This is a genomic window from Rheinheimera lutimaris (assembly GCF_013283795.1).
In the GTDB taxonomy this organism is placed as follows: Bacteria; Pseudomonadota; Gammaproteobacteria; order Enterobacterales; family Alteromonadaceae; genus Alishewanella; species Alishewanella lutimaris.
The window spans coordinates 1-25,857 of record NZ_JABSOD010000008.1; the positions used below are offsets into that span (position 1 = coordinate 1).

23 protein-coding genes are annotated in these 25,857 nt (G+C 51.8%); 11 read left to right on the top strand and 12 right to left on the bottom strand.

All coding sequences use genetic code 11. The features are described 5' to 3' along the window. Positions 1-90: 90 nt before the first annotated feature. Positions 91-1,713 carry a methyl-accepting chemotaxis protein gene (locus HRH59_RS09630; protein WP_173501059.1) on the bottom strand — a complete coding sequence of 541 codons (1,623 nt, stop codon included), beginning with the start codon at positions 1,711-1,713 and terminating at the stop codon, positions 91-93. 81 nt (positions 1,714-1,794) lie between these two features. After that, positions 1,795-2,694 carry an NAD(P)/FAD-dependent oxidoreductase gene (locus tag HRH59_RS09635; protein ID WP_173501060.1) on the bottom strand — a complete coding sequence of 300 codons (900 nt, stop codon included), beginning with the start codon at positions 2,692-2,694 and terminating at the stop codon, positions 1,795-1,797. 143 nt (positions 2,695-2,837) lie between these two features. On the opposite strand from HRH59_RS09635, the gene HRH59_RS09640 reads away from it, so the two are divergent. Further along, positions 2,838-3,260 carry an Rrf2 family transcriptional regulator gene (locus tag HRH59_RS09640; RefSeq protein WP_173501061.1) on the top strand — a complete coding sequence of 141 codons (423 nt, stop codon included), beginning with the start codon at positions 2,838-2,840 and terminating at the stop codon, positions 3,258-3,260. 11 nt (positions 3,261-3,271) lie between these two features. Here HRH59_RS09640 and HRH59_RS09645 read toward each other — a convergent pair whose 3' ends face one another. Further along, on the bottom strand, positions 3,272-4,087 hold the full coding sequence (locus tag HRH59_RS09645) for an AraC family transcriptional regulator (RefSeq protein WP_173501062.1): 816 nt from the start codon (positions 4,085-4,087) through the stop codon (positions 3,272-3,274). Between the two features lie 171 nt (positions 4,088-4,258). Between HRH59_RS09645 and HRH59_RS09650 the strand changes: the two genes are divergently transcribed. Together HRH59_RS09650 and HRH59_RS09655 are read left to right on the top strand one after the other, a co-directional pair. Beyond that, positions 4,259-5,050 (top strand): alpha/beta fold hydrolase, encoded by a 792-nt coding sequence (locus tag HRH59_RS09650; RefSeq protein ID WP_173501063.1) that lies wholly within the window; start codon positions 4,259-4,261, stop codon positions 5,048-5,050. 61 nt (positions 5,051-5,111) lie between these two features. Further along, entirely contained in the window at positions 5,112-6,125 is a 1,014-nt protein-coding gene (locus HRH59_RS09655; RefSeq protein WP_173501064.1) for an alpha/beta hydrolase, read from the top strand. Between the two features lie 54 nt (positions 6,126-6,179). Here the strand turns inward: HRH59_RS09655 and HRH59_RS09660 are convergent, their stop codons facing one another. Genes HRH59_RS09660 through HRH59_RS09670 form a run of 3 tightly spaced genes read right to left on the bottom strand, consistent with a single transcriptional unit; the run spans position 6,180 to position 8,810 of the window. Beyond that, positions 6,180-7,235: a DUF2955 domain-containing protein gene (locus HRH59_RS09660; protein WP_173501065.1), complete on the bottom strand. Its 1,056-nt coding sequence runs from the start codon at positions 7,233-7,235 to the stop codon at positions 6,180-6,182. A 10-nt stretch (positions 7,236-7,245) separates the two neighbouring features. Beyond that, positions 7,246-8,310, bottom strand: coding sequence for an HlyD family secretion protein (locus HRH59_RS09665; protein WP_173501066.1), 1,065 nt, complete (start codon positions 8,308-8,310; stop codon positions 7,246-7,248). Further along, positions 8,307-8,810 (bottom strand): MarR family winged helix-turn-helix transcriptional regulator, encoded by a 504-nt coding sequence (locus HRH59_RS09670; protein ID WP_218573492.1) that lies wholly within the window; start codon positions 8,808-8,810, stop codon positions 8,307-8,309. Before HRH59_RS09670 ends, HRH59_RS09665 begins: the two co-directional genes overlap by 4 nt. A 196-nt stretch (positions 8,811-9,006) precedes the next feature. On the opposite strand from HRH59_RS09670, the gene HRH59_RS09675 reads away from it, so the two are divergent. Then, positions 9,007-9,933, top strand: a complete 927-nt coding sequence (locus HRH59_RS09675) for a M14 family metallopeptidase (RefSeq protein ID WP_173501067.1) — start codon at positions 9,007-9,009, stop codon at positions 9,931-9,933. A 344-nt stretch (positions 9,934-10,277) separates the two neighbouring features. Here the strand turns inward: HRH59_RS09675 and HRH59_RS09680 are convergent, their stop codons facing one another. The 6 genes from HRH59_RS09680 to HRH59_RS09705 form a co-directional block, all read right to left on the bottom strand. Then, positions 10,278-10,541, bottom strand: coding sequence for a Txe/YoeB family addiction module toxin (locus HRH59_RS09680; RefSeq protein WP_173501068.1), 264 nt, complete (start codon positions 10,539-10,541; stop codon positions 10,278-10,280). After that, on the bottom strand, positions 10,534-10,788 hold the full coding sequence (locus HRH59_RS09685; RefSeq protein WP_173501069.1) for a type II toxin-antitoxin system Phd/YefM family antitoxin: 255 nt from the start codon (positions 10,786-10,788) through the stop codon (positions 10,534-10,536). The genes HRH59_RS09680 and HRH59_RS09685 overlap by 8 nt, the downstream gene beginning before the upstream one ends. 180 nt (positions 10,789-10,968) lie before the next feature. Further along, positions 10,969-11,790, bottom strand: a complete 822-nt coding sequence (locus tag HRH59_RS09690; protein ID WP_173501070.1) for an RES family NAD+ phosphorylase — start codon at positions 11,788-11,790, stop codon at positions 10,969-10,971. A 222-nt stretch (positions 11,791-12,012) separates the two neighbouring features. Continuing rightward, positions 12,013-13,473, bottom strand: a complete 1,461-nt coding sequence (locus tag HRH59_RS09695) for an aminoacyl-histidine dipeptidase (RefSeq protein WP_173501071.1) — start codon at positions 13,471-13,473, stop codon at positions 12,013-12,015. Between the two features lie 73 nt (positions 13,474-13,546). Then, positions 13,547-15,592 carry a site-specific recombinase gene (locus tag HRH59_RS09700; protein WP_173501072.1) on the bottom strand — a complete coding sequence of 682 codons (2,046 nt, stop codon included), beginning with the start codon at positions 15,590-15,592 and terminating at the stop codon, positions 13,547-13,549. Positions 15,593-15,660: 68 nt separating this feature from the next. Continuing rightward, positions 15,661-18,534, bottom strand: a complete 2,874-nt coding sequence (locus tag HRH59_RS09705) for a ligand-binding sensor domain-containing diguanylate cyclase (RefSeq protein WP_173501073.1) — start codon at positions 18,532-18,534, stop codon at positions 15,661-15,663. 239 nt (positions 18,535-18,773) lie between these two features. Here HRH59_RS09705 and HRH59_RS09710 point away from each other — a divergent pair, with 239 nt between their 5' ends. From HRH59_RS09710 to recG, 7 genes are all read left to right on the top strand, one after another. Then, on the top strand, positions 18,774-19,256 hold the full coding sequence (locus HRH59_RS09710; protein ID WP_173501074.1) for a DUF4442 domain-containing protein: 483 nt from the start codon (positions 18,774-18,776) through the stop codon (positions 19,254-19,256). A gap of 66 nt (positions 19,257-19,322) precedes the next feature. Further along, on the top strand, positions 19,323-19,955 hold the full coding sequence (gene gmk / locus HRH59_RS09715) for a guanylate kinase (protein ID WP_173501075.1): 633 nt from the start codon (positions 19,323-19,325) through the stop codon (positions 19,953-19,955). A 45-nt stretch (positions 19,956-20,000) separates the two neighbouring features. Then, positions 20,001-20,276 carry a DNA-directed RNA polymerase subunit omega gene (rpoZ, locus tag HRH59_RS09720; RefSeq protein WP_173501076.1) on the top strand — a complete coding sequence of 92 codons (276 nt, stop codon included), beginning with the start codon at positions 20,001-20,003 and terminating at the stop codon, positions 20,274-20,276. A 126-nt stretch (positions 20,277-20,402) separates the two neighbouring features. Continuing rightward, a complete protein-coding gene (gene spoT, locus HRH59_RS09725; protein ID WP_173501077.1) occupies positions 20,403-22,526 on the top strand; it encodes a bifunctional GTP diphosphokinase/guanosine-3',5'-bis pyrophosphate 3'-pyrophosphohydrolase in 2,124 nt (707 codons plus the stop codon). A 5-nt stretch (positions 22,527-22,531) separates the two neighbouring features. Next, positions 22,532-22,924 (top strand): RidA family protein, encoded by a 393-nt coding sequence (locus HRH59_RS09730; protein WP_173501078.1) that lies wholly within the window; start codon positions 22,532-22,534, stop codon positions 22,922-22,924. 7 nt (positions 22,925-22,931) lie between these two features. Then, positions 22,932-23,771, top strand: a complete 840-nt coding sequence (locus tag HRH59_RS09735; protein ID WP_231702448.1) for a substrate-binding periplasmic protein — start codon at positions 22,932-22,934, stop codon at positions 23,769-23,771. Continuing rightward, complete coding sequence (recG, locus tag HRH59_RS09740; RefSeq protein ID WP_173501079.1) at positions 23,771-25,855, top strand: ATP-dependent DNA helicase RecG; 2,085 nt, start codon at positions 23,771-23,773, stop codon at positions 25,853-25,855. Before HRH59_RS09735 ends, recG begins: the two co-directional genes overlap by 1 nt. Positions 25,856-25,857 lie beyond the last annotated feature (2 nt).

Sequence of the window (25,857 nt, forward strand, 5' to 3'; positions counted from 1 at the left end):
ACCTCCATAGGAGGTGGTTTAAGGCCGACAACAAAAACCGCAGCCGGCCAACGCCAACTGCGGTTTATTCTTACTGCGTCGTGCTTGTGACTAGACGCGGAAATGGTTAATTAATTCGCTCAGGCTTTGTGCCAAACGCGCCAACTCGGCGCTGGATGCCTGGGTTTCGTTGGCGCCGGCTGAAGTTTGCACCGACAAATCGCGAATATTCACCAAATTACGATCCACTTCACGTGCCACGGTAGCCTGTTGCTCTGCTGCACTGGCAATGGTCAGGTTTTGGTCACTGATTTGGCTGATAGCCTCAGCAATCAGCTGCAGTGCCTCGCCGGCCTGCTGCGCAATCTGTAATGTTTCGGTTGCTTTACCACTGCAGCTGCTCATACTTTCTACCGTGTTATGGGTTTCAGCCTGAACGGCATGCATCATGCGCTCAATCTCTTTAGTCGACTCCTGGGTACGATGGGCCAAAGCACGCACTTCATCGGCTACCACGGCAAAGCCACGACCACTGTCGCCCGCCCGTGCTGCCTCTATTGCTGCATTTAACGCCAACAAGTTAGTTTGCTCGGCAATGGCGCGGATAACATCCAATACAGAGCCAATGTCCTTAACCCTGTCAGCCAGTTTTTCTATGCCATGACGCGACGATTGCAGCTCGCCATCCAACGCGCGGATAGTATGAATAGTATGGTTGACCCGCTCTTGCCCCTGCCGGGCTTTATCATTGGCAATTTCGGAATCCCGCGATGTAGAGGCTGCACTGCGTGCCACTTCTTCTATGGCGGTGGTTAACTCAGTAACCGCTGTCGCGCCCTGCTCCAGCTCTTCACTTTGTTGATGCAAAATACGGCTTGATTGCTCGGTTACCACGCTCAGCTCTTCAGAGGTGGCGGCCAATTGCGATGACGAATGGTTAATTTCATGCACTGTCTTGCGTAACTGTTGCTGCATTTGCGCCATGGCGCGGATCATTTCTCCTGCTTCGTCCGGTTCATCATCAGCAAAGCTTTGGTTAAGTTCGCCGGCGGCAATTCGCTGACTGATTGACACTGCCGCCGACATTGGCCGCACCAAACTGCGGCTTAACATCAAGCCCAGTGCAACCGCAAGCACTACTGCCAGCACCAATATGGCAATCATATTGCTGGTCGCAAGTTCTATGCTGTGCTTGGCACTTTCTGCTTGCTGATGTGCCGTAGTTTGCTGATAAGCGGCTACCTCACTCAGCGCTTCAGTTACTTTGCGCGCTACCTCATCAATACCCTGGTGGCGAAATTGTTCTGCCTGCTCTATCTGGCCTTGCTCCATGAAGGCCAGCAACTGCCGGTGCAACTGATCATATTGTTGTTTAGCCGTTACGGCCTGATTAAACACAGCACTACCGGCTGCTGTTTTATGGAACGCCGCGGCGCTATCTTCAGCTTCGCTGTATTTTTTCATCGCACTTTGCAAAGTTGCCTGCGCCTGTTGCCGGTCGGCCGCAGAGTTGGCATACAGCACATTCAGCGTGTACAAGCGCATTAATAAAAACTCACGATTCATATTACCTACCAGCAAGGAGGCCGGCAGGCGGCGATCGGCAATGTTGTGTAAATTAGCTTCCGTTTCAGAAAAACGATACATTGCCACACCACCCACTATAACGCTGAGTGACACCATTAACGTAAAAACTACCGCCAGCCGCTTACCAATCTTAAGCTTTCTTAACATAACTACGTCATCCTGTTGTTTTTATAGACAGAATAAGCATAGGCGTATATCCGCCGGATACAAAGCGGACCTTGCAGTAACTCAGCCCAACATCAGCACGCGGTGAGCTGCGGCACCGGCTTTAACTCCGGCAGCCGCCGCCAACATGCCGTTATGCATCGGGCTGGCCATATCGCCGGCGGCAAACAAACCGCTGATTGAACTTTGCTGCATGGCATCGGTTTTAATGTATGCGCCAAGCGGCCCTTGCTCCAGCTCACAGCCCAGTTGCTGCGCCAAAGTGTGGCCGAAGGCGGTTTTCGGTGCCACATACACCACCTTTGCCGGCACTCGCCGGCCATCTGCCAGCAGCATATGGTTGATATCAAAACCTTCGCCTTCCACCGCGGTTACGGCGCTATGCTCCAGTGTTACGCCACGGCGCTTAAGCAACGCCAGTTGCTCTGCATCCGGCATAAACTGTCCCTGGCTGAAATAGGTTACCGGGCCCCAGTCCGGCAGAATTGCCGCCTGATGTACCGACGCCTCACCGGTGGCAATTACCGCTATCGGCTGATTACGAAACTCATAGCCGTGGCAATACGGGCAATGGATCACCGACTTGCCCCAGCGCTGTGCCAGGCCCGGTATAGTTGGCAAGGTGTCGGTAAGCCCGGTTGCCAGAATTAACGCTTTGCCCTGATATTGCGTGCCGGTTTCATCGCTGAGGAAGAAGTTACCATCGGCCAGCTTCTCTGCACTGTTAACGCGGCTTTGCCTGAACTGCACTGTCGGATACGCCATAAGCTGTTGCCAGGCGCGACCGCGCAACTCGCCAGGCTCTGCGCCATCGGCAGCAAAAAAACCATGCGACTGCGCCGCAAAACGGTTGCGCGGTTCACCGGCATCAATCAGCAACACCTGGCGCTGGCCTCGCGCTAACTGCATTGCCGCAGACAAACCGGCAAAACTGCCGCCCACTACTATTGCATCCCATATCATCTGAGTTCCTCACTTTCTCTGTTAAACAGCCAACTTAAATAACATCATAAGTTACATAAAAAGCGAAAACAACTCTTGTAACACTAAAAGTATCTTAAAACTGCGGTAGAATAGTCTGCAATACAGCGCTGACAGAGTAAAACATGAGAAAAGACAGCCGTTTATCGCGCATGCTGCACGTGCTGGTGCATTTGCACCAGCTGCAGAAAGCCATTACATCAGACCAATTGGCGCTGATGCTGCACACTAATCCGGTCGTGGTGCGCCGCACTATGGCACTGTTGCGCGAGCAAGGTTATGTCAGTGCGGTAAAAGGTCATGGCGGGGGCTGGACCTTAGCCAAACCGCTGCATAGCATCACTTTGCTGGACATTCACCGCTCACTGAGCGAAGGCACGTTATTTACCATTGGTTTAACCGACGAGCACAACCACTGCCCGATAGAAAAAGCAGTAAACCTGGCCATTGATGACGTGTTGCAAGAGGCTGAAAATCTGGTGCTACAACGCTTTGGCGAAGTAACGCTGGATAAACTGGCTGTGGGCTATAGCCCCAAACCGGTATAACGCAGCAGACGCTACTGCTGTTGCAGCCATTCTCTGGGGCTGGTGCCGGTTTTACGCCGGAACGCCCGCGCCAGTGCTGACGGGCTGTCATAACCCACTTCGTCGGCAATCAGTGCTATGGGTTTACCTTCACGCAGCCGTTTTTGCGTCAGGCTTACCCGCCAGCTTAGCAGGTAGTCCGCCGGTGTTTTACCCACCACTTTATGAAACTGCGCCGCAAAGCTGGCCCGCGACATACTGGCAGCACTGGCAAGCTCTGCCACCGACCAGCTTTTTTGCGGCTGGTCATGCATTAGCGTTACGGCCCGCGCCAGGCGCCAATCGGCCAACCCCGCCATCATACCGCTTGCAACGACGCGGTTGTTCATCACATGACGCAGCAACTGAATCATCACCAGCTCAAACAACCGGTTTAACACCGCATTTTTACCGCAGTTTTGTTCAGCAGCTTCGCTGAATAACCACAATACGCTGTCGCCCAAAATGGGTAACTCACTAACGGGCAGCAACATATAGTCAGGTAAGGCTGTGGTTAGCGGGTTATCCAGCCCGCCATCGAAACTTACCGCCGCACTAACCAACTGAGTATTGTCGGCCGCCACCGCAGTTAGGCTGTGTTTGCACGGCCGGGGAATAAACAGCAGGCTGGGCCGGCTGATAACAATCTCCTGCTTTGCTATATGCAACCTGGCTTTACCGGTATTAAACAAATACAGCTTGCCACTGTGGTCCTGTGAATCATACGCCAGTTCACCACTAAAAGTGCCGGCATAAAAAGTTGTAGCGTGCATACCAAACTGCGCCAATAAGGTTGAAAGCCTGTCCATAATCACCTCAATTAGACTATCTGCAGCATAATTTAGACAATTTGACGCCAAAAGTCAAAACAGACCCCTTAATATACTCCTAACGCTTGCAACTGAACTGCAGCTGAGTAGTAAGCCACTTGAGGCATTACGTTAACCAACAAAACATTATTAACTGAAAAGGAATACATGATGACTAAGTTTAAATTTCGCCATATCGCCGCTGTTGTTGCTACCACAGCATTAACGTTAAGCAGCGCTGTTTTTGCTGCTGAAAAACCAACAGTGGTGCTGGTACATGGTGCTTTCGCCGAATCATCCAGCTGGAACGGCGTAGCCGCTAATCTGCAGCAACAAGGCTACCCGGTGGTAGCCGTTGCTAACCCGCTACGCAGTTTAAGCGCCGATGCTGATTATGTTGCCAGCGTGGTAAAACAAACCAGCGGCCCGGTTGTATTGGTTGGCCATTCCTACGGCGGTGCGGTAATCAGCAACGCCGTGCAGAACAACACCAATGTTACTGCTTTGGTCTATGTTGCCGCATTCGCACCGGAACAGGGTGAGACAGTGCTGGAATTATCCGGCCGTTACCCGGGCAGCACTTTAGGCCCGACACTGGCCACGCCGGTGATATTAAAAGACGGTGATAAAGACCTGTATATCCAGCAAGACAAATTCGGCGAACAGTTTGCAGCCGATGTACCAACCGCAGAAGCCTCGCTGATGGCCGCGACACAACGCCCGGTCACTGAGCTGGCCTTAACTGAGCCCGCTGGCCTGCCGGCCTGGCATACCGTACCGTCATGGAGCATTTATGGTAGCGCCGACAAGAATATTCCGCCGGCGGCAATGAAATTTATGGCACAGCGGGCTAAAGCAAAAAACATCGTTGAAGTACCGGGCGCTTCCCATGTGGTGATGACATCACACCCGGACAAAGTCGCCGCACTAATAGCCGAAGCCGCAACTGCGACTAACAAATAACAGCTGTGTAAACAGCAAACCTAACTGAAGCTAAATTAACTGAATTATTGAGGAAACCATCATGAAAACACTAAACACTGTAATCACTGCCAGCCTGTTAGCATTAAGTATCGGTAACGCCATGGCGGCCGGCTCACCGGGTGTTGAAACGAAAACACAGGGCTTTTTAACTGCCTTAGCTCAGGGTGGCGGTAAACCTCTGGAGCAGTTATCAGCTAAAGATGCCCGAGCTGTGCTGGCGGGTGCTCAGCAAGGTGCGGTTTTGCCGGCAGCCGATGTCAGCGAAAAAACCATAAATGTTGACGGCCAGAGCATTAAACTGGTGATTGTAAAACCACAAGGCAGCACCGTCACCTTACCGGCCTTTATGTTCTTCCACGGTGGTGGCTGGGTACTGGGAGATTTCCCAACGCATGAGCGTTTAATCCGTGATTTAGTGCAGCGCTCTGGTGCAGCGGCAGTGTATGTTGATTACACCCCGTCACCGGAAGCGAAATACCCAACCGCAATTAACCAGGCGTATGCCGCAACCCAATGGGTGGCAAAGCATGGTAAAGAAATTGGCGTTGATGGCAGCCGTTTAGCGGTAGCCGGTAACAGTGTGGGTGGCAATATGGCGGCGGTAGTGGCATTGAAAGCAAAAGAAGCAGGCACACCAAAGCTGAAATTCCAGCTGCTGCTGTGGCCGGTCACCGATGCCGGCTTTAACAATAGCTCGTACCATACTTATGCCGATGGCCATTTCTTAACCCGCAATATGATGCAGTGGTTTTGGGATAACTACACCACGTCGCAGGAGCAGCGTAACGAGATTTATGCTTCACCCCTGCGTGCAACCAAAACCCAGTTGCAGGGCTTGCCACCGGCATTAATTCAGACGGCCGAAATGGACGTGTTGCGTGATGAAGGTGAAGCCTATGGCCGCCACCTGAACGATGCGGGTGTAACCGTTACCACAGTGCGTTACAACGGTATGATCCATGACTTTGGCTTGCTGAACGTGCTAAGCGATGTGCCGGCAGTGCAAGACGCACTGGACCAGGCCGGTCGTGAGTTAAAAGACCACCTGCAATAAGCCGCAGAGCCGGCTAAAGCCCCTGAATGGGGCTTTTTTGTTTAGCATAACAGGTTAGGATAACTGCAAGCGTGTGGCCGCAAAACGGTTTAACAACTGATGCATCAGATACACCGCAATCAGCGTACAAACCACCGAAATAGCGACTGAACTGAAACGGTACAAAGCGCTGTACACCAGATCACTTTGTGGCGTCAGGTACTGGCCGAATAAAATCCCCATCGTTGTCATGGCGCCAAAACCCGCGCCAGACTGGCCGCCTTCAAACATATGGTGCCGGGCAAACAGCATAATACTGATCCACATCGCCAGAGTGACAAACAGCAAAATATTCGAATGGCTATACAGCAAAAGCTGAATGGCCAGCCCGACGTTGCAGCCGACCAGGGTGCCAATAGCCCGGTTCCAGCCGGCTTTGCCGGCGCCGTGCCAGTTTAGCGGAAACAACACCAGTACCGAGGCGACCTGCGCCGACAGCGAATCAATCAGATCAAAGCTTTGAAATACGAGAAACGACAGGGTTGCCACCGTTGTTGCCAGGATCACTTCATGGCGTTGGTTGCTCAGCGGTTTAGCCGGCATCTGGCGAGCAGCGCGCGCTGAGGTATCCGGAAACAGCGTGTACATTAAAAACGTGACCAATAACGTAAAAATGCCGGCCACCAGATTCGACATCACGATATCGCCAACATGGGTCAGCGGTGCCGGATAACTGGCAAAATGCAGCTGCATCGACAAGCCTACCAGGGTGGTGGCACCAAACAAAAAATATACGCCTTGTGTCATACAACGAAATAAAAAACCAAACTGCAGAACCACCAGCAATGTCATCAGGCCCGGTTTGTCGCCAAACAGCCCCTGCACCAGTAACACACTGACACTGACAAACAAAATACCGGCAATAAACTGACGGACCACATGCGCATTTAATACCGGCACCAGCCCGAGTAGCAGCATCGGGTTCACGGCAAAAAAGGTGCCGTAGTTCCAGTCCATCAGTTTGCACACGACAAAACCCAGTGTGCCGCCAAAGGCAATGCGCAGACACTGCCTGACATCATTGCTGCTCAGCTGCAGTTTTGGGTGAGTAACACTGGCGGGCGAAGACATGCTTTGCCCCTTAATAGATGTAATGCAACAGGCTGATAAAGCGTGCCTGCGCCTGCCCCAACCAACGCGCCGGGCCTGCGGCAGGGTAAAGCTGCACAGTCGCGCGGGCACCGGTAGGCAACGCGGCCAACACCGCGTCGTTGTCATCCAGTGTCAGGTGTAAGCGTAAATACTGCGCATCACGCACCCAGCGATCCGAACTTTCCGGGTTCGCCAGGCTGCCGTCAGCACTGAGCTGACCATCTTTTACACCGGCATCGATAGCTCGCACCGTCGCGGCAAATACCTGCCCCGGCAAGCCATCAAATATCACACTGGCTGCTGTGCCGGCTTTAACTCTAGTCAGCGATTTCTCCCGAAAATCAGCAATAATGTCGGCATCATTTGCCACCAGTGCAGCCAGCGTTTTACCGGCTGTCGCGTAATTGCCCGGTACCAACTGCAGGTTGGTCATCACACCGTCTACCTTAGCGCGCACATCGGTGTACTGCAGGTTTAGCCGCCCATTCGCCAGTGTATTAGCGGCCTGGCGTAACAGTAAGTTAGCCTCGCCCGGCTCGCCCCGGCGTACCACCAGCTCATTAGCCTGCGCTTTAGCCGCGTCAACCTGTGCCAGCGCCGCCTGATAATTGGCCGCCGCTTTATCCAGTTGCTGCTGCGACACGTTACGTGAACCAATTAACTGCTGCAGCCGCTTAACCTCCAGCCCCAGTTCATCGGCCTGAGCCTGATACGCCGCCACACTGGCCTGAGCCGAGGCAATTGAGGCGTCCAGCTGAGTATTTTCCTGCTGCGCGGCCTCCAGCGCCAGTTCAGCTTTATCCACCGCTAACTGGTAGCTTTGCTTGTCCAGACTAAATAAAATGTCACCGGCTTTAACCTGCTGATTATTCTGCACCAGCACCTGTGTTACCTGACCACTCACGTCCGGCGCAATACCCACGACCGGGTGCATCACCCTGGCCTGGGCACTGAGTGGTAGCCAAATATCGGCGACAATAAAATACACAAAGGCGACAACAAAGACGACGATTGCGCCGTGCACCCAGCGTTTAAAAACCTGATCCGGTGTCATAGGCTATCCTCCACTGCGGTGGCCGCTGATGTTGTGGCCAGTAAAGTTCGGGCGTTGCGCTCCATCAGGTCCAGCGTCTGCATCAGCTGCTGTACGGCAGCCGGTGTTAAATCCCGATACAACGCCTGCCTGATCTGCATCGTGCATTCAATCAGTTTAGTCAGTGTTTGTTGGCCGGCAGGAGTAAAATAAAGGCAGTGTGCTCTTTTGTCGGTCGGGTGTGGCCGCCGTTCCAGCATATTCAGTTCAACCAGTTGGCCAAGCGTGCGGGTTAACGACGGCATCTCAATCCCTAACTCCTGCGCCAGCGCTTGCTGGGTAGCACCTTCGCCCAACATTTTCAGGTGTAACATTGCTGTCCAGCGTGATTCTGTCATATCCAGTGATTGCACTGCCGCGGTTATAGCACTGCGCCACAGGCGATGCACCCGCCCAATCTGGTTACCCAGCGGCACTTTAAGCATGGCTTTCATTTCTGTCAGGTTTGTTATATCGGTCATTACATGCCTATAAATTAGTTAGCTTGCTAAGTATTGTACACCCGCAAAAATACTTAGCAAGCTAACTAAATTACTGTCGCGTTAAACTGCTTATCAGTTGCGTTAAACGCAGTAACATGGCTGTCACTGCGGGTTCAATGTTATAGTGACATTATATTTTACGCTGCTGCCGGCAGCCTTTATTACTGGAACAACAATGGAAAAAATTTACCATATCGGCACTGTCGGTAAGCCCTGGGGTGAAGCCGAAAAAACACAGTGGCTCAGCGAACAACAACTTAAGCGCAGTTTTTTTGACGAAGTATTACCGGCTATAACAGCGCTTAAAAACGATTTTGATGTTGAACAATACGGCGAGCTGCCCTATCAAGCGGTTTGCGGTAAAACCTACCCGTTGTTTGCGGTAAAAAGCCGTAACTGGCAAAGCGATAAACCGACCATTTTAGTGAGCGGTGGTGTACATGGCTATGAAACCAGCGGCGTACATGGTGCGCTGCGTTTTCTGCAAACCAAGGCACAGGCTTACAGCAATAAAGTTAACGTATTGGTGCTGCCCTGTATCAGCCCCTGGGGTTACGAGACAATAAATCGCTGGAACCCTAAGGCGATAGACCCTAACCGCAGCTTTGACGCTAACGGCAAAGCCACTGAAGCACAGCAGGTGCGACAGTACTTAGCCGGCCTGAGTACCCACTTTGCGCTGCATATCGATTTACATGAAACCACAGACTCGGATAACAGCGAGTTTCGCCCGGCCAAAGCCGCACGCGATGGCACGGTGAACAAAAACTGGAATATCCCTGATGGTTACTACACGGTAGATGATGCCGAACACCCCTGCCCGGCCTTGCAAAAAGCCATTATCGACAGCGTGGCCAAAGTAACCCATATTGCTGAAGCGGACGAGGACGGTAAGTTAATTGGCGAGCCGATGCAGCAACCGGGTGTAATTAACTACGCCAAAGCCAGTCTGGGTTTATGCGCCAGCGTAACCGATGCGCCCTTGGTTAGCACTACAGAAGTATACCCGGATAGCCCAAGCGCCACGCCGGAGCAATGTATTCAGGCGCAGGTAGCGGCTGTGGTAGGCGCCTTGGATTATTTGCTGGCACAAAAAGGCTGATTTAAGCCGGAGTTAACGACACCGCAAGATGCTTTCACCACAACACCTTTTGTGCTCGCCACAGCAACTCGCCGGCACTTTCGTGCCGACTCAGACACTCTGTGGCTGTGCAAAAGGGTTCTGGTCGCATATTGCTATGATTGGCTGAGCGTTAACGATTAGCCAGGATCCGAAATCCCTCGTCTTGGCAAATCTGAGTCACTGCAAGCTACACACAACCAGACCGCTAAAGGTTGCAACCCTGTTAGCGCAACCGCAGAGTGTCTGACTGAGCGCGCCAGCGGCGAGGGAGTTGCTGCGGTGAGCACATCAGGGTTACGACCTTTGATTTGCTTCAGCGGACTCTAGTAATGATAACGGCAGGAAATAACGGTTAATGCAGCATCGTCAACCGCATAGACCAGCCGGTTGGTGTCATCAATGCGGCGCGACCAGAAGCCGGATAAATTCTCTTTTAACGGCTCGGGTTTACCAATGCAGTCAAAGGGGCTGCGCTTCGCATCGTTAATCAGTTTATTAATGCGTTTCAGCGTCTTTTTATCCTGGCTCTGCCAATACAGGTAGTCGTGCCAGGCTTCATCTGTCCATGACAATAGCCTACTACTCATCCACTAACTCTTGCTGTTTCACTTTGCCCGCTTTGAACTGCGCAATAGAGCGCTGCAAATGCTCAGCATTGGCAGGCGATCGCAGCAAATGCACTGTCTCCATCAGGCTGTTGTAGTAATCTAATGACATAACCACCGCATCTTCAGCGTCACGCCGCGTAATCACGGTGGTATCAGCGTCATTAACCACAGCATCCAGCACGGCTTTTAAGCTATTTCTGGCTTCGGTAAAAGATACAACTTTCATAGCGCCTCAACATGTACTTTAAACAGCACAAGTATAGGCTTAAGCATTGAACTTGTACAGAAGACAGAACATGTACAAAATAGCAGGCAACGTATTACACAGAAGGTGAATAATGTCAGCACTATCGGTAGTTAATGCACAACATATAACAGGGCATATTCTGGACATCAGCTTTGGTAGCTACCAAATGATGTCGCCATTTAGACGAATATCCTTCGGCGCTTTCAAGAAAGCCACATCGTGTAGACCATAAGAATATGATTTCTTTACTTTAACAAGTACTGTGTTTTCAAGCCCCAATAACTCATCAGCTTTGCAGGCGGGAAGCGCGATATTCTTGTTTCCATAGCTGGCAACGCTATGGTAAGCAATTCCATCTAAATCTTTCTGTTTTTCGAAGATTAGCTTGGTCAGTATCCTGGAATGAAGATATTCAGATTGTTTGGCTTCAGGATCTCTCAAAATTTCATCAAAAAATAAATCTGGATATAAGTAGGCGAAAGCTTTTTTTCTGTCTTCTCTCTCCAGTTCATTAACGATATCTAACAGCTTTTTTGTAACTTCTCGAGGTAAGAATCCGCTTGCCCCTCTTGAAGCCCTATACTTCTCACCAATAACGCCAACTTTTATTGGCCTGTCTTTGGGTCTGTATGCACTAATTTGCAGAATATCCCCAGTTTGAGCACCAATTTCTGTTAAAGCAGTATCTAATGTAAGACTCAGATATAAAAAAGGAAAACCCGCCTCATTTAACCTGCCAGGTTTGGTGCGATGCGGAGGTGGATAATAGATTTCTGAGGTGTGTGTATAAGGTTGCCCATTTTCTACATGTCTGGCACGTAAAAATGCCCTTTCATAGCGAAAATCAAAGTTAATGATGTCATAGAAACGCAGAACATACTCAAGTCCATCCGAGATAAAATTTTCCGCTTTGCTGTTTTTTATCTCGTTTGCACGATTGTGGATGTCATCGAGATCAAGAATCCATTTTTTATCAGGCAAGAAACCTCCGTTCCGAGAGCATTATAGAGCATGAATTATCCATCGATGACGTTACACTGCAGAAGAAAACTAAGTCAACTCTAACGGTAGCTGACTTAATGACTTCGTACCTTTAGGTATTTTCAACACCACTACTTAAAAATCGATTCACACATCGCCTGCTCTTAGAAAGCCCTTCGAAGTACGCACTGAAAAGACAGTGCGTATCCTCCCCAGCAGAACTTAACCGCGCTGCGGTATCCGCTCCAGCACCGCTAACAGCAACTCCCAATATTGGCCAACGGTTTTGATATTCACCATTTCATCCGGGCCATGCGGGAAGCGGATAGTAGGGCCTATCGATACCATATCCATCTCCGGATACGGCTTTTTAAACAGGCCGCACTCTAAACCGGCGTGAATAACCATCACCACCGGCTCTTTCTGGTAAATATCGCGGTAAGTCTGGTTTACTATCGCCATTACCGGCGAGTCCGGGTTGGGTTTCCAGCCCGGGTAAGCACCGCTGAACTTTACCTCTGCCCCGGCTAACTGCGCCAGTGAACTCAGCATGCTTTCGATTTGCTCACGGCCGCTGTCGATTAACGAGCGGATTAAGCACAGCACCTGAATGCTGTTAGCGTTGGTACTGATCACGCCCATATTGAGTGAGGTTTCGGTCACACCGGCGATTTCGTCGCTCATCCGCATTACACCGTTGGGGCATACATTTAGCAGGTTAACTAAGGTGCTCTGTGCGTTGGCGCTGAGGACCTGTGCCGGTAACGTGGTTTCGCTCAGGCTTAACTTTAAGGCCGGTTCTACCGCTGCTAATTCCAGCTTTAATAACGCTTCAAACTCAGCAACCTGCTGCTGCAACTGCGCCAATTTTACCGCCGGTACCGTTAAGATTACGCTGGCTTCACGCGGAATAGCATTGCGTAATGAGCCGCCGTTAAACGCCGCTACCGCTAGTTGCAGTGCTGTGGCGTTGTCGGCTAAAAACCGCGCCAGCAGCTTATTGGCATTACCACGGCCCAGGTGAATATTTACCCCGGAATGGCCGCCTTTTAAGCCGGTTAAGCTTAACGTAAATGCTGTTACTCCGTCAGAAGGAGCCTGCCACTGTGCTGCTACGCTAAATTCGGCATCGACACCACCGGCGCAGCCCATATAGATTTCGCCTTCCTGCTCGGAGTCGGTATTGATCAGAATTTCCGCTTCCAGCATACCCGGCTCGACGCCGAAGGCACCGGTCATGCCGGCTTCTTCATCAATGGTCAACAATACTTCCAACGGGCCGTGTTTAATCTCACTGCTGCCTAATATAGCCAGCGCCGACGCCATACCAATGCCGTTGTCAGCGCCCAGGGTAGTGCCATTAGCGGTTACCCAGTCGCCGTCAACATAGGCTTCAATCGGATCTTTAGTGAAATCATGCACTTTGTCGGAATTTTTCTGCGGCACCATATCCAGGTGCGCCTGAATAACCACGGTTTTGCGGTTTTCAAAACCGGCTGTGGCGGGCTTTTTAATGATCAGGTTGCCCACTTTGTCTTCCAGTACACTTAAGCCTTTGTCACGCGCCCAGGCTTGAATATGTTGGCTTAACGCTTGCTCGTGTTTGGATGGGTGGGGAATGGCACAAATTTGCGCGAACCATTGCCATAACGGCTGCGGATATAAACTGGCTAATGCTGACACTAAGTACTCCGGATTACGCAGATAAAGGCGGCCATTTTACCACAGGCCACCAATGGCGTAATACCACCCTACGCTACTTGTCTTGTGCTATGGCCTTGTCAGCTTTTGTTTCCGCTTTTACGCCCTCTTCCGCCATTGTCTGCTTAATGGCATTAACCGGAAAGAACAGGTTTAACGGCTGTTGTTTCGCTTGCTCCCACAGGCTTTTCAGCAGCAACGGCAAACGGCTGATGCTGGTACCGCGGGCACGCAGCGCTACGGTTAGCGCCAGGGTAAAACTCACCCACAGGTTAACAAAGCCGATTAGCAGCACAAACAGCAGATGCAGCAAGAAACTGAGCACGCCAATTTCACCGCTGACCGCGCTGTAGCCAAGGTTAGCGGATGAGAACGCCACATGGCGGATATCCAGCGGCAAGCCGGTTAAGTAGCCGATATAGCCGGTCATACCCAGCAGCACACCAAAGAAGAAATTGCCGGCCAGAGCGCCATAGTTATCGTGCACATAGTCGGCCAGCTTTTGCCGTGGTGCGTCACGCAGCAGCTTTTTCAGCAACGGGTGATGCAACAGGCGCAGGCGTAGTTCAAGGCAGTTAGCGCGGTTGTCAAAAAAACCGGCGATAATACCGGCGCAAAACAGCCAAAGCCCGGCAATAGCCGCATACATCAACGCCAAACCGGCCAATGGTGAGATAGCGTTAAGCTGGTACGCCACTATTTTTGCACTTAACAACGGCTCACCGCGGATAAGTAAGGCCGCCACAGCAATGCAGGCAGCCAGCAAAATTGCACTGCTGACGTTGCCCCACACCGCTGCCCACTGCGAGCGGTTTACGTCAATTAACAACGCGGCCAGTTTGCGGTTTACCGCGCGGCCGTTTTCACCACGCTCAACTTCCTGAGCGAAGCTGGCAGCGGTCATCGCCGGTTGCTTGGTGGCAATAGTAAAGTGCAGCATATGCACCAACACAAAACCCAGGCCGTAATTTAAACTAAACAACACCGCGCGATGAAACGGGCTGAGCGCCAGACTGTCGATATAAATTTTCAGCAGCGCCATTAAGGCAATAATCACTCCGGCACCGGCAGCCGAGCGCATCAGCGCGAAAAACTGGCTTTTGTCGCGGGTAATATAGTGCTCGCCGTGGCCGCTTTTATTCACCGTAATGCTTTTTGACAGCATCTGGGTGCTGCTGCGCCACAGCGCACTGATACTGTTTTGTTCGGTGCTGGCCTGAATAAGGGTGCTGAATAAACTGAATAGCTTTTGCCGCTGCACGGCCGGCTCACTAATTAGCATATCGACCAGCAAGTCTATCCGGTCCAGCGTTTGCTCTAACCGCTCCAGCAAATGTGCCACCGCCACCGAGCTACCCACCCCGGCACCACGACGACGCAAACGCTCTACCTGCTCGCGTGATTGCTGCATCATCACATCTAAATGCGCGGTGTCCAGCAGCGCCAACTCCGGATTTGCCAATTGCTGCTTGCCGCTTTCAACAAACAAGTTCATTTCACGGCTAAGGGCAATAAAGGGCGAGTCCAGGCTGGTTAAACGCCGGTCGAGACGCATCAGATCCGGTTCAATTTCTTCAGCTGCAACCCAAATAGCCAGCATTTCCAGCGCATACAGGCTTTCTTCGCGGAAATGGCCCTGCATTTTACGCAGCGTCGCAGCGTCACAATTGGCGGCCAACGCATCAAAACAACCCAGCATGGCTTCGCTACCGCCATCCTGCAACCATATGGCTTCCGGTTTGCCGTTAAAAATTTGCACCAACACATCTTTAAAATCGTTTTGATCGCGCGGTGCCGGGTTTAACCGCTCATAAACGCGTGACGCCGTTTCACGAAAAAAGCCTCGGCGGGAAAAAATACCCAAATTCACCAACGCGGGGTAAATATTTACCTCGCCCAGCCAGTTAAACAACACCTCGCTGATCGCGGCAGCGTGCTTGGGGTTAGTCTCCAGAGCATCACGTAATTTTGCCGGGCGCTGGGCATGGTCTACACCTAAGCCATTGTAACTGAGCCAATTCACCAGGGTGGTTACCAGGGTTACCGCACAGCGCTGCTCTGACACACTTCTGACTAGTGTGACTGCACCCAGTGTATCCATTTTACTCTCCGGCCCTGTTCATCTGAAAGCGGACTATACCCAAATCCGTGATGTGCCGCAAAATGCATTCAACCGGCCACCGGCAGTTTGTCGCTGTGAACTTGCGCCGATCCATCACTTAACAGTGCCGCCAGCCCGGTATTATCCGGCAATGTTTGTCCTTGCAGCAGCAGTAAATAACCATCACGGCCGTGCTGTTTAACCCAGTACAGTGCCTGATCAGCCCATTGCAGTTGCTGTTGCCAATTGGCAGTAGCACTAAAGCTGACTGCACCGACAGAGCACGTCAGGCTCTGAGTTAACTGCAACTGCTGCCAGTCATATTGCTTAATAGCCTGCAACACACGCTGTAAGGCACGAGGCACATCATCGCTGTGCTCCAGGATCAGCAGAAACTCTTCACCGCCCCAACGAATTAAATGGTCGGCACTGCGGCTGCTTTGTCTGACAATCTCCGCCACCTGCTTTAATATAACGTCGCCGGCCTGATGCCCTAACTTATCATTAATACTTTTAAAGTGGTCCAAATCCAGCAAGGCCAGCGTCAGTAATCCGCCGCTACGGGCGGTACGTGATAAAATCTGTTCAATATTACTGTCGAGATAATGCCGGTTATACAAGCCGGTAAGCGCATCCTGCATACTCATTTGCTGCAGTTTCTCATTCGCCAGATGCAGCTCTGCTGTGCGTTGAGCAACCTGCAGCTCCAGTTCATGGCCGGCATGAGCCAGCGCAGATAAACGCCAGCGATACAGCGCCCGAAGTGACAACAATATCAACACCGCCAACAGCGTTTTGGCTAACCAGGTTTCGTACCAGTGTGGCGGCAAGCGAACCGACATCACTGCCGCCTCACTCCAGCGATAATCTGCCGATTGGCGTGCCTGCACGCGAAACTGATATTTGCCCGGCGGTAAGTTGGTGTAAAACGCCTCACGCCGGTTGCCGCCCTCTACCCAGTCACTCTCATAACCCTGCAACTGATAACGCAACTGTAGTGAGGAAGATTGCACATAATAAGGCGCGGTAAAGCGAAAGTGCCAATCTCGTTGCGCGGCGGCCACTACCACGTCGCTGCCGCTGTATTGCTGTTGTTGCGTGGTCAGGTTTTTTACCACCGCTGCCGGCACCGGTGCGTGATGCAGCAATTGCTGCAACGGCAAGCTAACCACACCATCTAATGTCGGGTACCAGATCCGGCCCTGATGTACAGCACCCTTGTTGCTGCCGGCCCCGTTGCAACAGCGATGCGAGTCGCTGGCGGCTTCCGGCCTTCTGTCGTCCACCAACATATATAACTTGTCTACTTTACCACGCGCTAACGCCGCATAATCGACACGATAAAACCCCTGGAAATTACTGATCAGTAAATGCTGCTCAACCTTCACTGCATGCATAACACCATTGCCCGGTAAACCATTTTTTTGGCTAAACCAGCGCCAGTTGCCGGGCTGCCCCAGCACAAAACCCTGATCAAAGCTGCCTACCAAAATATTGCCGTCGGCAAATTCTGTAACAGCACTGATAAAACTGCCCGACAGTGGCATATTATCCAGCCGGTTAAAGCCGTGTTCTGTGCGTAAATACAAGCCGTTTTCTGTACCTACCCATAAACGACCGGCACTGTCCGGCAACACAATCCGCACCCGGGCTTGTAACAACGCCTGCGGCAGTCCCTGTTGTTGCAGCTCACTTTGTTGTGGCCCGTCCTGCTGTATATAGTACAGGCCACCGTTGGTGCCAACCCAAATACGCTCTCCCTCTTCGGCCAGGGTAGTTACCAGCAAGGATGAAATACTGTCGTAGTTACGCTGCCAAGCCAGGCTGTCCGCATCCAACCGGCTCAAGCCCGCGCGGGTGCCTACCCATAAGTGCTGCCGGCTGTCCGGTAACATACTGTAGACAAAAAGGTCGGGCAACTGCTGATTAGCCTGCAATACCTGATATTGCCCATGCTGCAGCAGCGCCAAACCCTTACTGGTGCCCACCAACATATGCTGGCGCCAGGGTTGCACCGCCCAAGTGTAAGGATCAGGTAAGCCGGCTTCAGTACTGAAGCGCTGGGTTACGGCTTTGCGCAGCCGCTTTAAACCGTGGGTCCGGCTGCCCAACCACAGGTTTTGGTGCTGGTCCTGCAGCATACTTTCAATCCAGACAAAGTCATCAGCGGCTTGGATAACATCAGCTTCCAGCAATTGCCCATGCTCCAACCGGTAGACTTTTCCATAGGTTGCTACCCAAAGTTGCTGCTGCGGGTCCTGGTACAATAATTCAATGCGGCTGTCTGCCGGCTGGCCGGGCAAGCTTAACACTTGCCATACGCCATTTTTCCAGCTGTACAACCCCTGATTAGTGCCCAAATACAAGGTGCTGCCAACACGGGCAATTTCGGTCATTTGCAGCGTCGGCAGCTCCTTCGGCGCCGCCATCCACTGATAGCTCTCACCGGATAACACGGCAAAGCCATGCTGGCCGCCAATCCACACCTGGTCCTGTTGCTGATACAACTGAAATACCGGCCCCTTATGTTCTGCCACCGGCTGCAACTGCTGTTGTTGCCACTGATACAACCTGTCGGCGCCCACCAGCATGCTGCCATCAGCACGCTCAGCAAAGCCTGATACAGCCCCTTGCAGCGGACTGGCCAGATCCAGCCGGTTGAACTGCCCGTCATCGTGCAATATTAGCCCGTTGGCAGTGCCTATCCACAGCCGCTGCTGTGCGTCGAAATGTAAGGCGCTAATAAGATTAGATGACAAAGCCGCGGTATTGGCGGTGTTAAACACCGTAAACTGCACGCCATCAAACCGGGCTAAGCCATTTTGTGTACCCAGCCAGAGAAAACCTTGCTGATCCTGCACTATGGCGGTAACAGATATTTGCGGCAAGCCGGCTTCGACAGACCATATCCGGTATAAATAGTCAGGTTGTGACAGCACCATAGCTTGCAGATGGAAGCCGCAGCCTGCAAATAACAGCGCTAACAACAATAGCAATATTTGTCTGCACACGACCAGGAACAACCCCGCAATATAAACAGTATGTTTACATTACTATAGCCCGCTTTCATCAAAACAGCGTAAACCGGACGCATGGTTGTTTTTCTTGCGTTAACGGTCAGCTTGCTGCCATGGTCCTACCAGTGTAAGCTCAGGCAAAACCTTTAAACCGGAGCCACGTTATGGCCATGTCATTAGGTAAAGCCAACTGGGGCTTAAAATTTTTCGCCTGGCGCTACATTCCGCTGATTGGCTTTTGTAAGCCAAAAATTATCCGCATGGACAGCAATACGCTGGAAGTAACCATGCCGCACAGCTGGCGTACTAAAAACCATTTGGGCAGCATTTACTTTGGCGCTTTGGCAATAGGCGCCGACTTAGCCGGAGCCTTTCTGGTGTTTAGTAAAGCTAAAGCCCGTGGCGTTAATGCCAATTTTGCTTTTAAAGATGTACAGGGCCGGTTTTTAAAACGGCCGGAAGCGACAGTACATTTTACCAGCCACGACGGCGCTGTTATCGACGCTATGATTGACGAATCGCTGGCCAGCGGTGAGCGCATTAACAAGCCGGTATCGGTGGTGGTAACCTGCCCAAACTTGCATGGTGACGAGCCGATGGCCACTTTTACGCTGACGTTATCGGTGAAAGCTAAAGCGAAAAAGTAACGGGATTTGCAGCAACGACCAACAGCGTCTAAAATCCGCATTCTTTTATTTTCGGGCGTTAACCTTATGCAGGAACTTGCCGGCAATCTGTTTATTATCTCGGCGCCAAGCGGCGCCGGTAAATCCAGCCTGATCCAGGCGCTGCTGAAACGCCATACTGATATGCAGGTTAGCGTATCGCACACCACCCGCGCACCAAGGCCGGGTGAACAAGACGGCGTGCATTACCACTTTATCAGTGTGGAGCAGTTTAAAGCGTTGATTGCGCAAGATGAATTTTTAGAATGGGCCGAAGTGTTCGGCAACTACTACGGTACGTCTAAAAGCACAATTCGGGACAGTTTAAGCCGCGGTATCGACGTATTTTTAGATATTGACTGGCAAGGCGCACGTCAAATCCGCCGGCAGGCACCATCGGCCAAAGGCATTTTTATTCTGCCACCCAGCCTGACTGAACTGGAGCAACGCTTAAACAACCGTGGCCAGGACTCAGCTGAAGTAATAGCCAAACGTATGGCGCAAGCTCACAGCGAAATGAGCCATGCCGATGAATACGAATACCTGATTATTAACGATAACTTCGACAGCGCCTTAAACGAGTTTGAGCGTATTGTACTGGCACAGCGAAACGGATATGGCAGCCAGGCCAGCAAACATAATTCGTTGCTGAAGCAACTGTTGGCGACAACAGCAAATTAGCGTAAACTATGCGGTCTTGTGATGGCCCGAACACTGGAGTGGTAAATGGCACGCGTAACTGTTCAAGATGCAGTAGATAAAATTGGTAACCGTTTTGACTTAATTCTGGTGGCCGCACGCCGTGCCCGTCAGTTAGCTGTTGAAGGCAAAGAACCGTTGGTTGATATCGAAAACGATAAGCCTACCGTTGTTGCCCTGCGCGAAATTGAAAAAGGCTTTATCACTAATTCCGTTCTGGACGAGCAGGAACGTCGTGACCAAATCCAGCAAGAAGCGTCAGAAATGGCTGCCGTAGCTGCGATTATCGGCTCAGACCACTAAAAACCCCCGCTCTGCACAGGCCAGCGGCGTTTTAGCCGTTGGCAACTGTAACAAATAGACGTATATTCATAATAAATCCCGCGCTTAACGGCGTGTTTTGTTTGCTGTCGCAGTTTGGGAGCACAGGTGTATTTATTTGAAGGTCTGAAAAATCAAATCAGTGCTTATTTGCCGCCGGAGCAGGTTGCCTTAGTGCAGCAAGCTTATGTAGTGGCAAGGGACGCGCACGCGCCGCAAACCCGTTCCAGCGGCGAGCCCTACATTACCCATCCGGTAGCGGTAAGCAGTATTCTGGCCGATATGCACATGGACCATGAAACCTTAATGGCCGCGCTGCTGCATGATGTAATAGAAGACACCCCGGTTAGCAAAGAAGATTTGACTGCTCTGTTTGGCGCTACCGTAGCCGAGCTGGTGCAGGGTGTCAGTAAACTAGACAAGGTAAAATTCAAAGACTATCAGGAATTTGAAGTTACCAACCTGCAAAAAATGTTTATGGCAATGACGCAGGATATCCGCGTTATTTTAATTAAACTGGCTGATCGCACGCACAATATGCGTACCTTAGGCGCCCTGCGGCCGGAAAAACGCCGCCGCATTGCAAAAGAAACCCTTGAACTGTACGCGCCAATCGCTAACCGCCTCGGTATTCATAATATTAAAAATGAGCTGGAAGACTGGGGTTTTCAGGCGCTGTACCCAATGCGCTATCGCGCCCTATCCACCGCCGTAAAACAAGCCCGCGGTAACCGGCGTGAATTGCTGGAAAAAATTCAGCATGAAATTTTGGGCCGGCTGGAGCAAGCCGGTATTAATGCCGACGTGAGCGGCCGCGAAAAACATCTGTACAGCATCTACCGCAAGATGAAAAACAAAGAGCTGATGTTCAACGATGTGATGGACATTTATGCCTTTCGTGTAGTGGTAGACAGCACTGATCACTGCTACCGCACCCTGGGTGTGGTGCACAACCTGTATAAGCCGATTGAAATCCGCTTTAAAGACTATATCGCCATTCCGAAACAAAACGGTTACCAGTCGCTACACACCTCATTAATTGGCCCGCACGGTATTCCGGTAGAAATACAAATGCGCACCCGGGAAATGGATGAAATGGCCGACAAAGGTATTGCCGCACACTGGATGTACAAAGCCAATGGCCAACACCAGGATACCACGGCGCAAATTCGCGCCAGACGCTGGATGCAAAGCCTGCTTGAGTTACAACAAAATGCCGGTAACAGTGCTGAGTTTGTCGAAAATGTAAAATCCGAGCTGTACCCGGACGAGCTGTATGTGTTCTCACCCAAAGGTAAAATTGTTGAACTGCCGATTGGCGCCACCGCAGTAGATTTTGCTTACGCTGTGCACACCGATATCGGCAACCGCTGTGTCGGTGCACGGGTAGACCGGCGGCCTTATCCGTTAAATAAACCGCTGGAAACCGGCCAAACAGTCGAAATTGTTACCAGCCCGGGCGGTAAGCCCAACGCCAACTGGTTAAACTATGTTGTCACCAGTCGTGCCATTTTGGGTATTCGTAACTACCTGAAAAAACAACAGCAAAATGAATCTATCGGTTTAGGTAAACGCCTGCTGAGCTCTGCACTGGGTGAGGTAAAACTGGAAGATATTGCGCCGGAGAGCATCGAGCAGGTGCTGCAAAATACCAAACAAAAATCGTTGGACGAGCTGTGTAGCGAAATTGGCCTGGGTAATCAGCTGGCTATAGCCGTAGCGCGGCGCTTACTGGGTGAATTTGACTCCGATGAAAGCAGCCATAAAGACGATGCCGGGCCAATGCCGAAAAGCAAAGCCTTTATTATCGGCTCTGAAGGTATGCTGCTGACCTTTGCCAAGTGTTGCCGGCCCATTCCGGGCGATGATATTGTGGCTAACGCCACGCCAGGTAAGGGTTTGAATGTACACCGTGCCGATTGCCGCAATATCAAAGGCTGGGATAAAGAGCCGGGTAAATTTTTCCCTGTACGCTGGGATAAAACCGGTGACAAGCAGTTCTTGTGCGATATCCGCGTGTTTATTGTTAACCGTCAGGGCGTATTGGCAAAGCTCACCACGCTGATAGCCTCGCAGGATTCTAATATTCAGGATTTGGCCACCGACGACCGCGACACCGGTGAATATGTGATTAAAATTACCCTGTCGGTACGCGACAGAATACAGCTGGCCAACGTGATGCGTAAAATCCGCGTGATGCCGGATGTACAAAAAGTCTACAGAAGGAAATAAGTAAGATGTCTAAAGTGATTATCCGTACCAATGATGCCCCCGCCGCTATCGGCACTTACAGCCAGGCAGTGAAAATTGGTACCACAGTGTATTTATCCGGCCAAATTCCGCTGGTGCCGGCTACCATGCAACTGGTGTCAGAAGATTTTGCCGCACAAACCCATCAGGTGTTCAAAAACCTGGCTGCAGTGTGTGATGCAGCCGGTGGCAGTTTAAATGATATGGTAAAAGTAAATATCTTCCTTACCGACCTTGGCCAGTTCGCTGTGGTGAATGAAATTATGAGCCAATACTTTGCCGAACCTTATCCGGCACGTGCTGCAGTACAAGTGTCGGCGCTGCCGCGCGCCAGCCAGATAGAAATTGACGGCGTAATGGAAGTACCGTCAACACACTGAGATTAAAATGAAATTTACCGGGTTGTTGCATCGTTTTCAGTATTTCTTAGCTGCCGCCGTGCTCATGGCCGGTGCGGCGCTGGCAGAAGAGCCGGTAGCAGCCGGGCCGACGCAACAACCTGAATTAGTTTGGTGCCTGGACCATTTTTCGCGTTTTCATCATTATGAAGACGTAAGCGAACCTTACGGCCCCTCTGTTGATCTGATGCGCGAATTGGCCAAACGTGCCGGTTTTGCTTTGCGTTTTACACCGCGCACCCCCACGGCACGCTGCCTGCGGCTGATGGCCGACGGCAAAGTCGACTTAATGTCGAACCTGAAATTCAGCGACGAGCGCAACAACAGCATGTTTATGTTGCCGTACAACAAAGGCGTGCCGGAAAGCCTGTTTTTACGTTACAACGATAACCGTAATATTGATAATGAAGCCCAACTGCGGCATCTAACCCTGGTCAGTATCCGCAGTTATTTATACTCACCCGGCGTAATGACGTTTTTGCAACAAAACCCGCGCCAAACCGTCACGGTGGATTCAATCGAAGCCGGGCTGGAAATGCTGCTGCGCGGCAGGGTTGATGCGCTGGTATCTCCTACTGTCAGTACGTCTGATGCGATAAACTCTACCGGCAGCTACCGTCACCGTTTTCGTATTGCCGAGCTGGATCTCAGCCGCAACAGCAGCGGCTCTATTCATATTGCACTGTCACGCGCCAGCACTAATGCGGCTCTGGAGCCACTGCTACGCAAACATCTGGCCGATATGGTGGCCGACGGCACGGTGTCACGGCTGTATGATCAAGCCATTGCCCAAAGCCTGCTATTACCGCCGTTACGACAGCAGCCCTGATGAGCAATTTCGCGCCACTGGCCACTCAGGCTGTCACCTCAATTAAAGGCGTTGGCGCCAAAGTTACCGAACGCTTGCACAAGTTGGGTATTTTCAGCTTGCAGGATATTTTGTTTCATTTGCCGCTGCGCTACGAAGACCGCACCCGAATTTACGCCATCGCCGATTTAATGCCGCTAATGCACGGCACTGTGCTGGGCGAAGTGGTCAGCAGCGAAATCCAACTGGGTAAAAGGCGCAGTTGGTTGGTTAAAATTAAAGATGGCAGCGGCTATTTAACCCTGCGATTTTTCCATTTTAGCGCCGCCCAAAAAAACGCTGTCACGCCGGGTGTGTTACTGCGCTGCTTTGGTGAAGCCAAACGCGGCCCACGCGGGCTGGAAATGCTGCACCCGGAATACCGCGTGCATAACGACGAGTTGCTGACCGAAGTCAGCGAAACTTTAACCCCAATTTACCCCACTACCGAAGGCCTGCGCCAGGCCACCTGGCGCAATCTTACTGATGCCGCCTTGCAATATTTACAGCGTAGCCCGCCGGATGAATACCTCAGCACCGACCTGCTGCGCCAACCCTGGTCGTTGACCGAAGCCTTAACCTATATCCACCGGCCGCCACCGGATGCCAGCCTGCAATTACTCGAGCTGGGCAAACACCCGGCACAACAGCGGCTGATAATGGAGGAGCTGGTAGCACAGCAGCTGAGCATGTATAAACTGCGCAGCCAAAGTCAGCAGCAACAGGCCGTCGCGCTACAAACCAATAAGGTACTGGAGCAACGCTTTCTGGCCGCGCTGCCATTTTCGCCAACACAAGCCCAGCAGCGGGTAACCGGCGAAATACGTCATGACTTAAGCCAAACGCTACCGATGCTGCGGCTGGTGCAAGGCGATGTCGGCTCGGGTAAAACCCTGGTAGCGGCACTGGCAGCACTGACAGCCATTGGCAGCGGTTATCAGGTGGCGCTAATGGCACCGACAGAATTGCTGGCCGAGCAGCACGCCGCCAACTTTGCCCGCTGGTTTACACCGTTGGATATCAGCGTGGCCTGGCTGGGTGGTAAAACCAAAGGCAAAGCACGGCAAGCCACGCTTAGCGCTATTAGCGACGGCAGTGCACAAATGGTGGTGGGCACTCATGCCTTGTTTCAGCAGCAAGTTGAATTTAATGCCTTAACCTTGATTATTATCGACGAGCAACACCGCTTTGGCGTGCATCAACGCCTTGCCCTGCGCGAAAAAGGTGGCATCGAAGGTAAGTATCCGCACCAACTGGTGATGACTGCCACACCGATACCGCGCACCCTGGCCATGACGGCCTATGCCGATCTGGACACCTCAATTATTGATGAGCTACCACCGGGGCGTACGCCGGTAACTACCGTAGCAATACCGGATACACGACGCGATGACATTATTGAACGGGTACGCAGTGCCGTGCAAAGTGAGCAACGTCAGGCGTATTGGGTTTGTACACTGATTGAAGAGTCAGAAACCCTGCAATGTCAGGCCGCCGAAGACAGCATGTTGAACTTACAACAAGCGTTGCCGGAATTAAAAATCGGCCTGGTGCATGGCAGGTTAAAAGCGGCAGAAAAACAGCAGGTAATGCAACAATTCAGCAGCGGCGAGCTGGACTTACTGGTTGCCACCACAGTAATAGAAGTGGGCGTAGACGTGCCTAATGCCAGTTTAATGATTATTGAAAACCCGGAGCGGTTAGGTTTAGCTCAGCTGCACCAGCTGCGCGGTCGCGTAGGGCGTGGCAGCACCGCCTCGCACTGCGTATTGCTGTACCATGCGCCGCTGTCCCGCACCGCGCAATCGCGGCTTGGCGTGCTGCGCGACAGTAACGACGGCTTTGTTATTGCCCAGCGTGATTTGGAAATACGTGGCCCGGGCGAATTGCTCGGCACCCGGCAGACCGGTGTGCTGCAATTTAAAATTGCCGATTTAAGCCGCGACGCCGACCTGCTGCCACAAGCACAGCAAATTGCCACCACGCTATGGCAGCAAAATAAAATTGCCAGCGAGCAGTTAATTAAACGCTGGCTGGCGAATAAAGAGATTTACGGCAACGCCTGAGT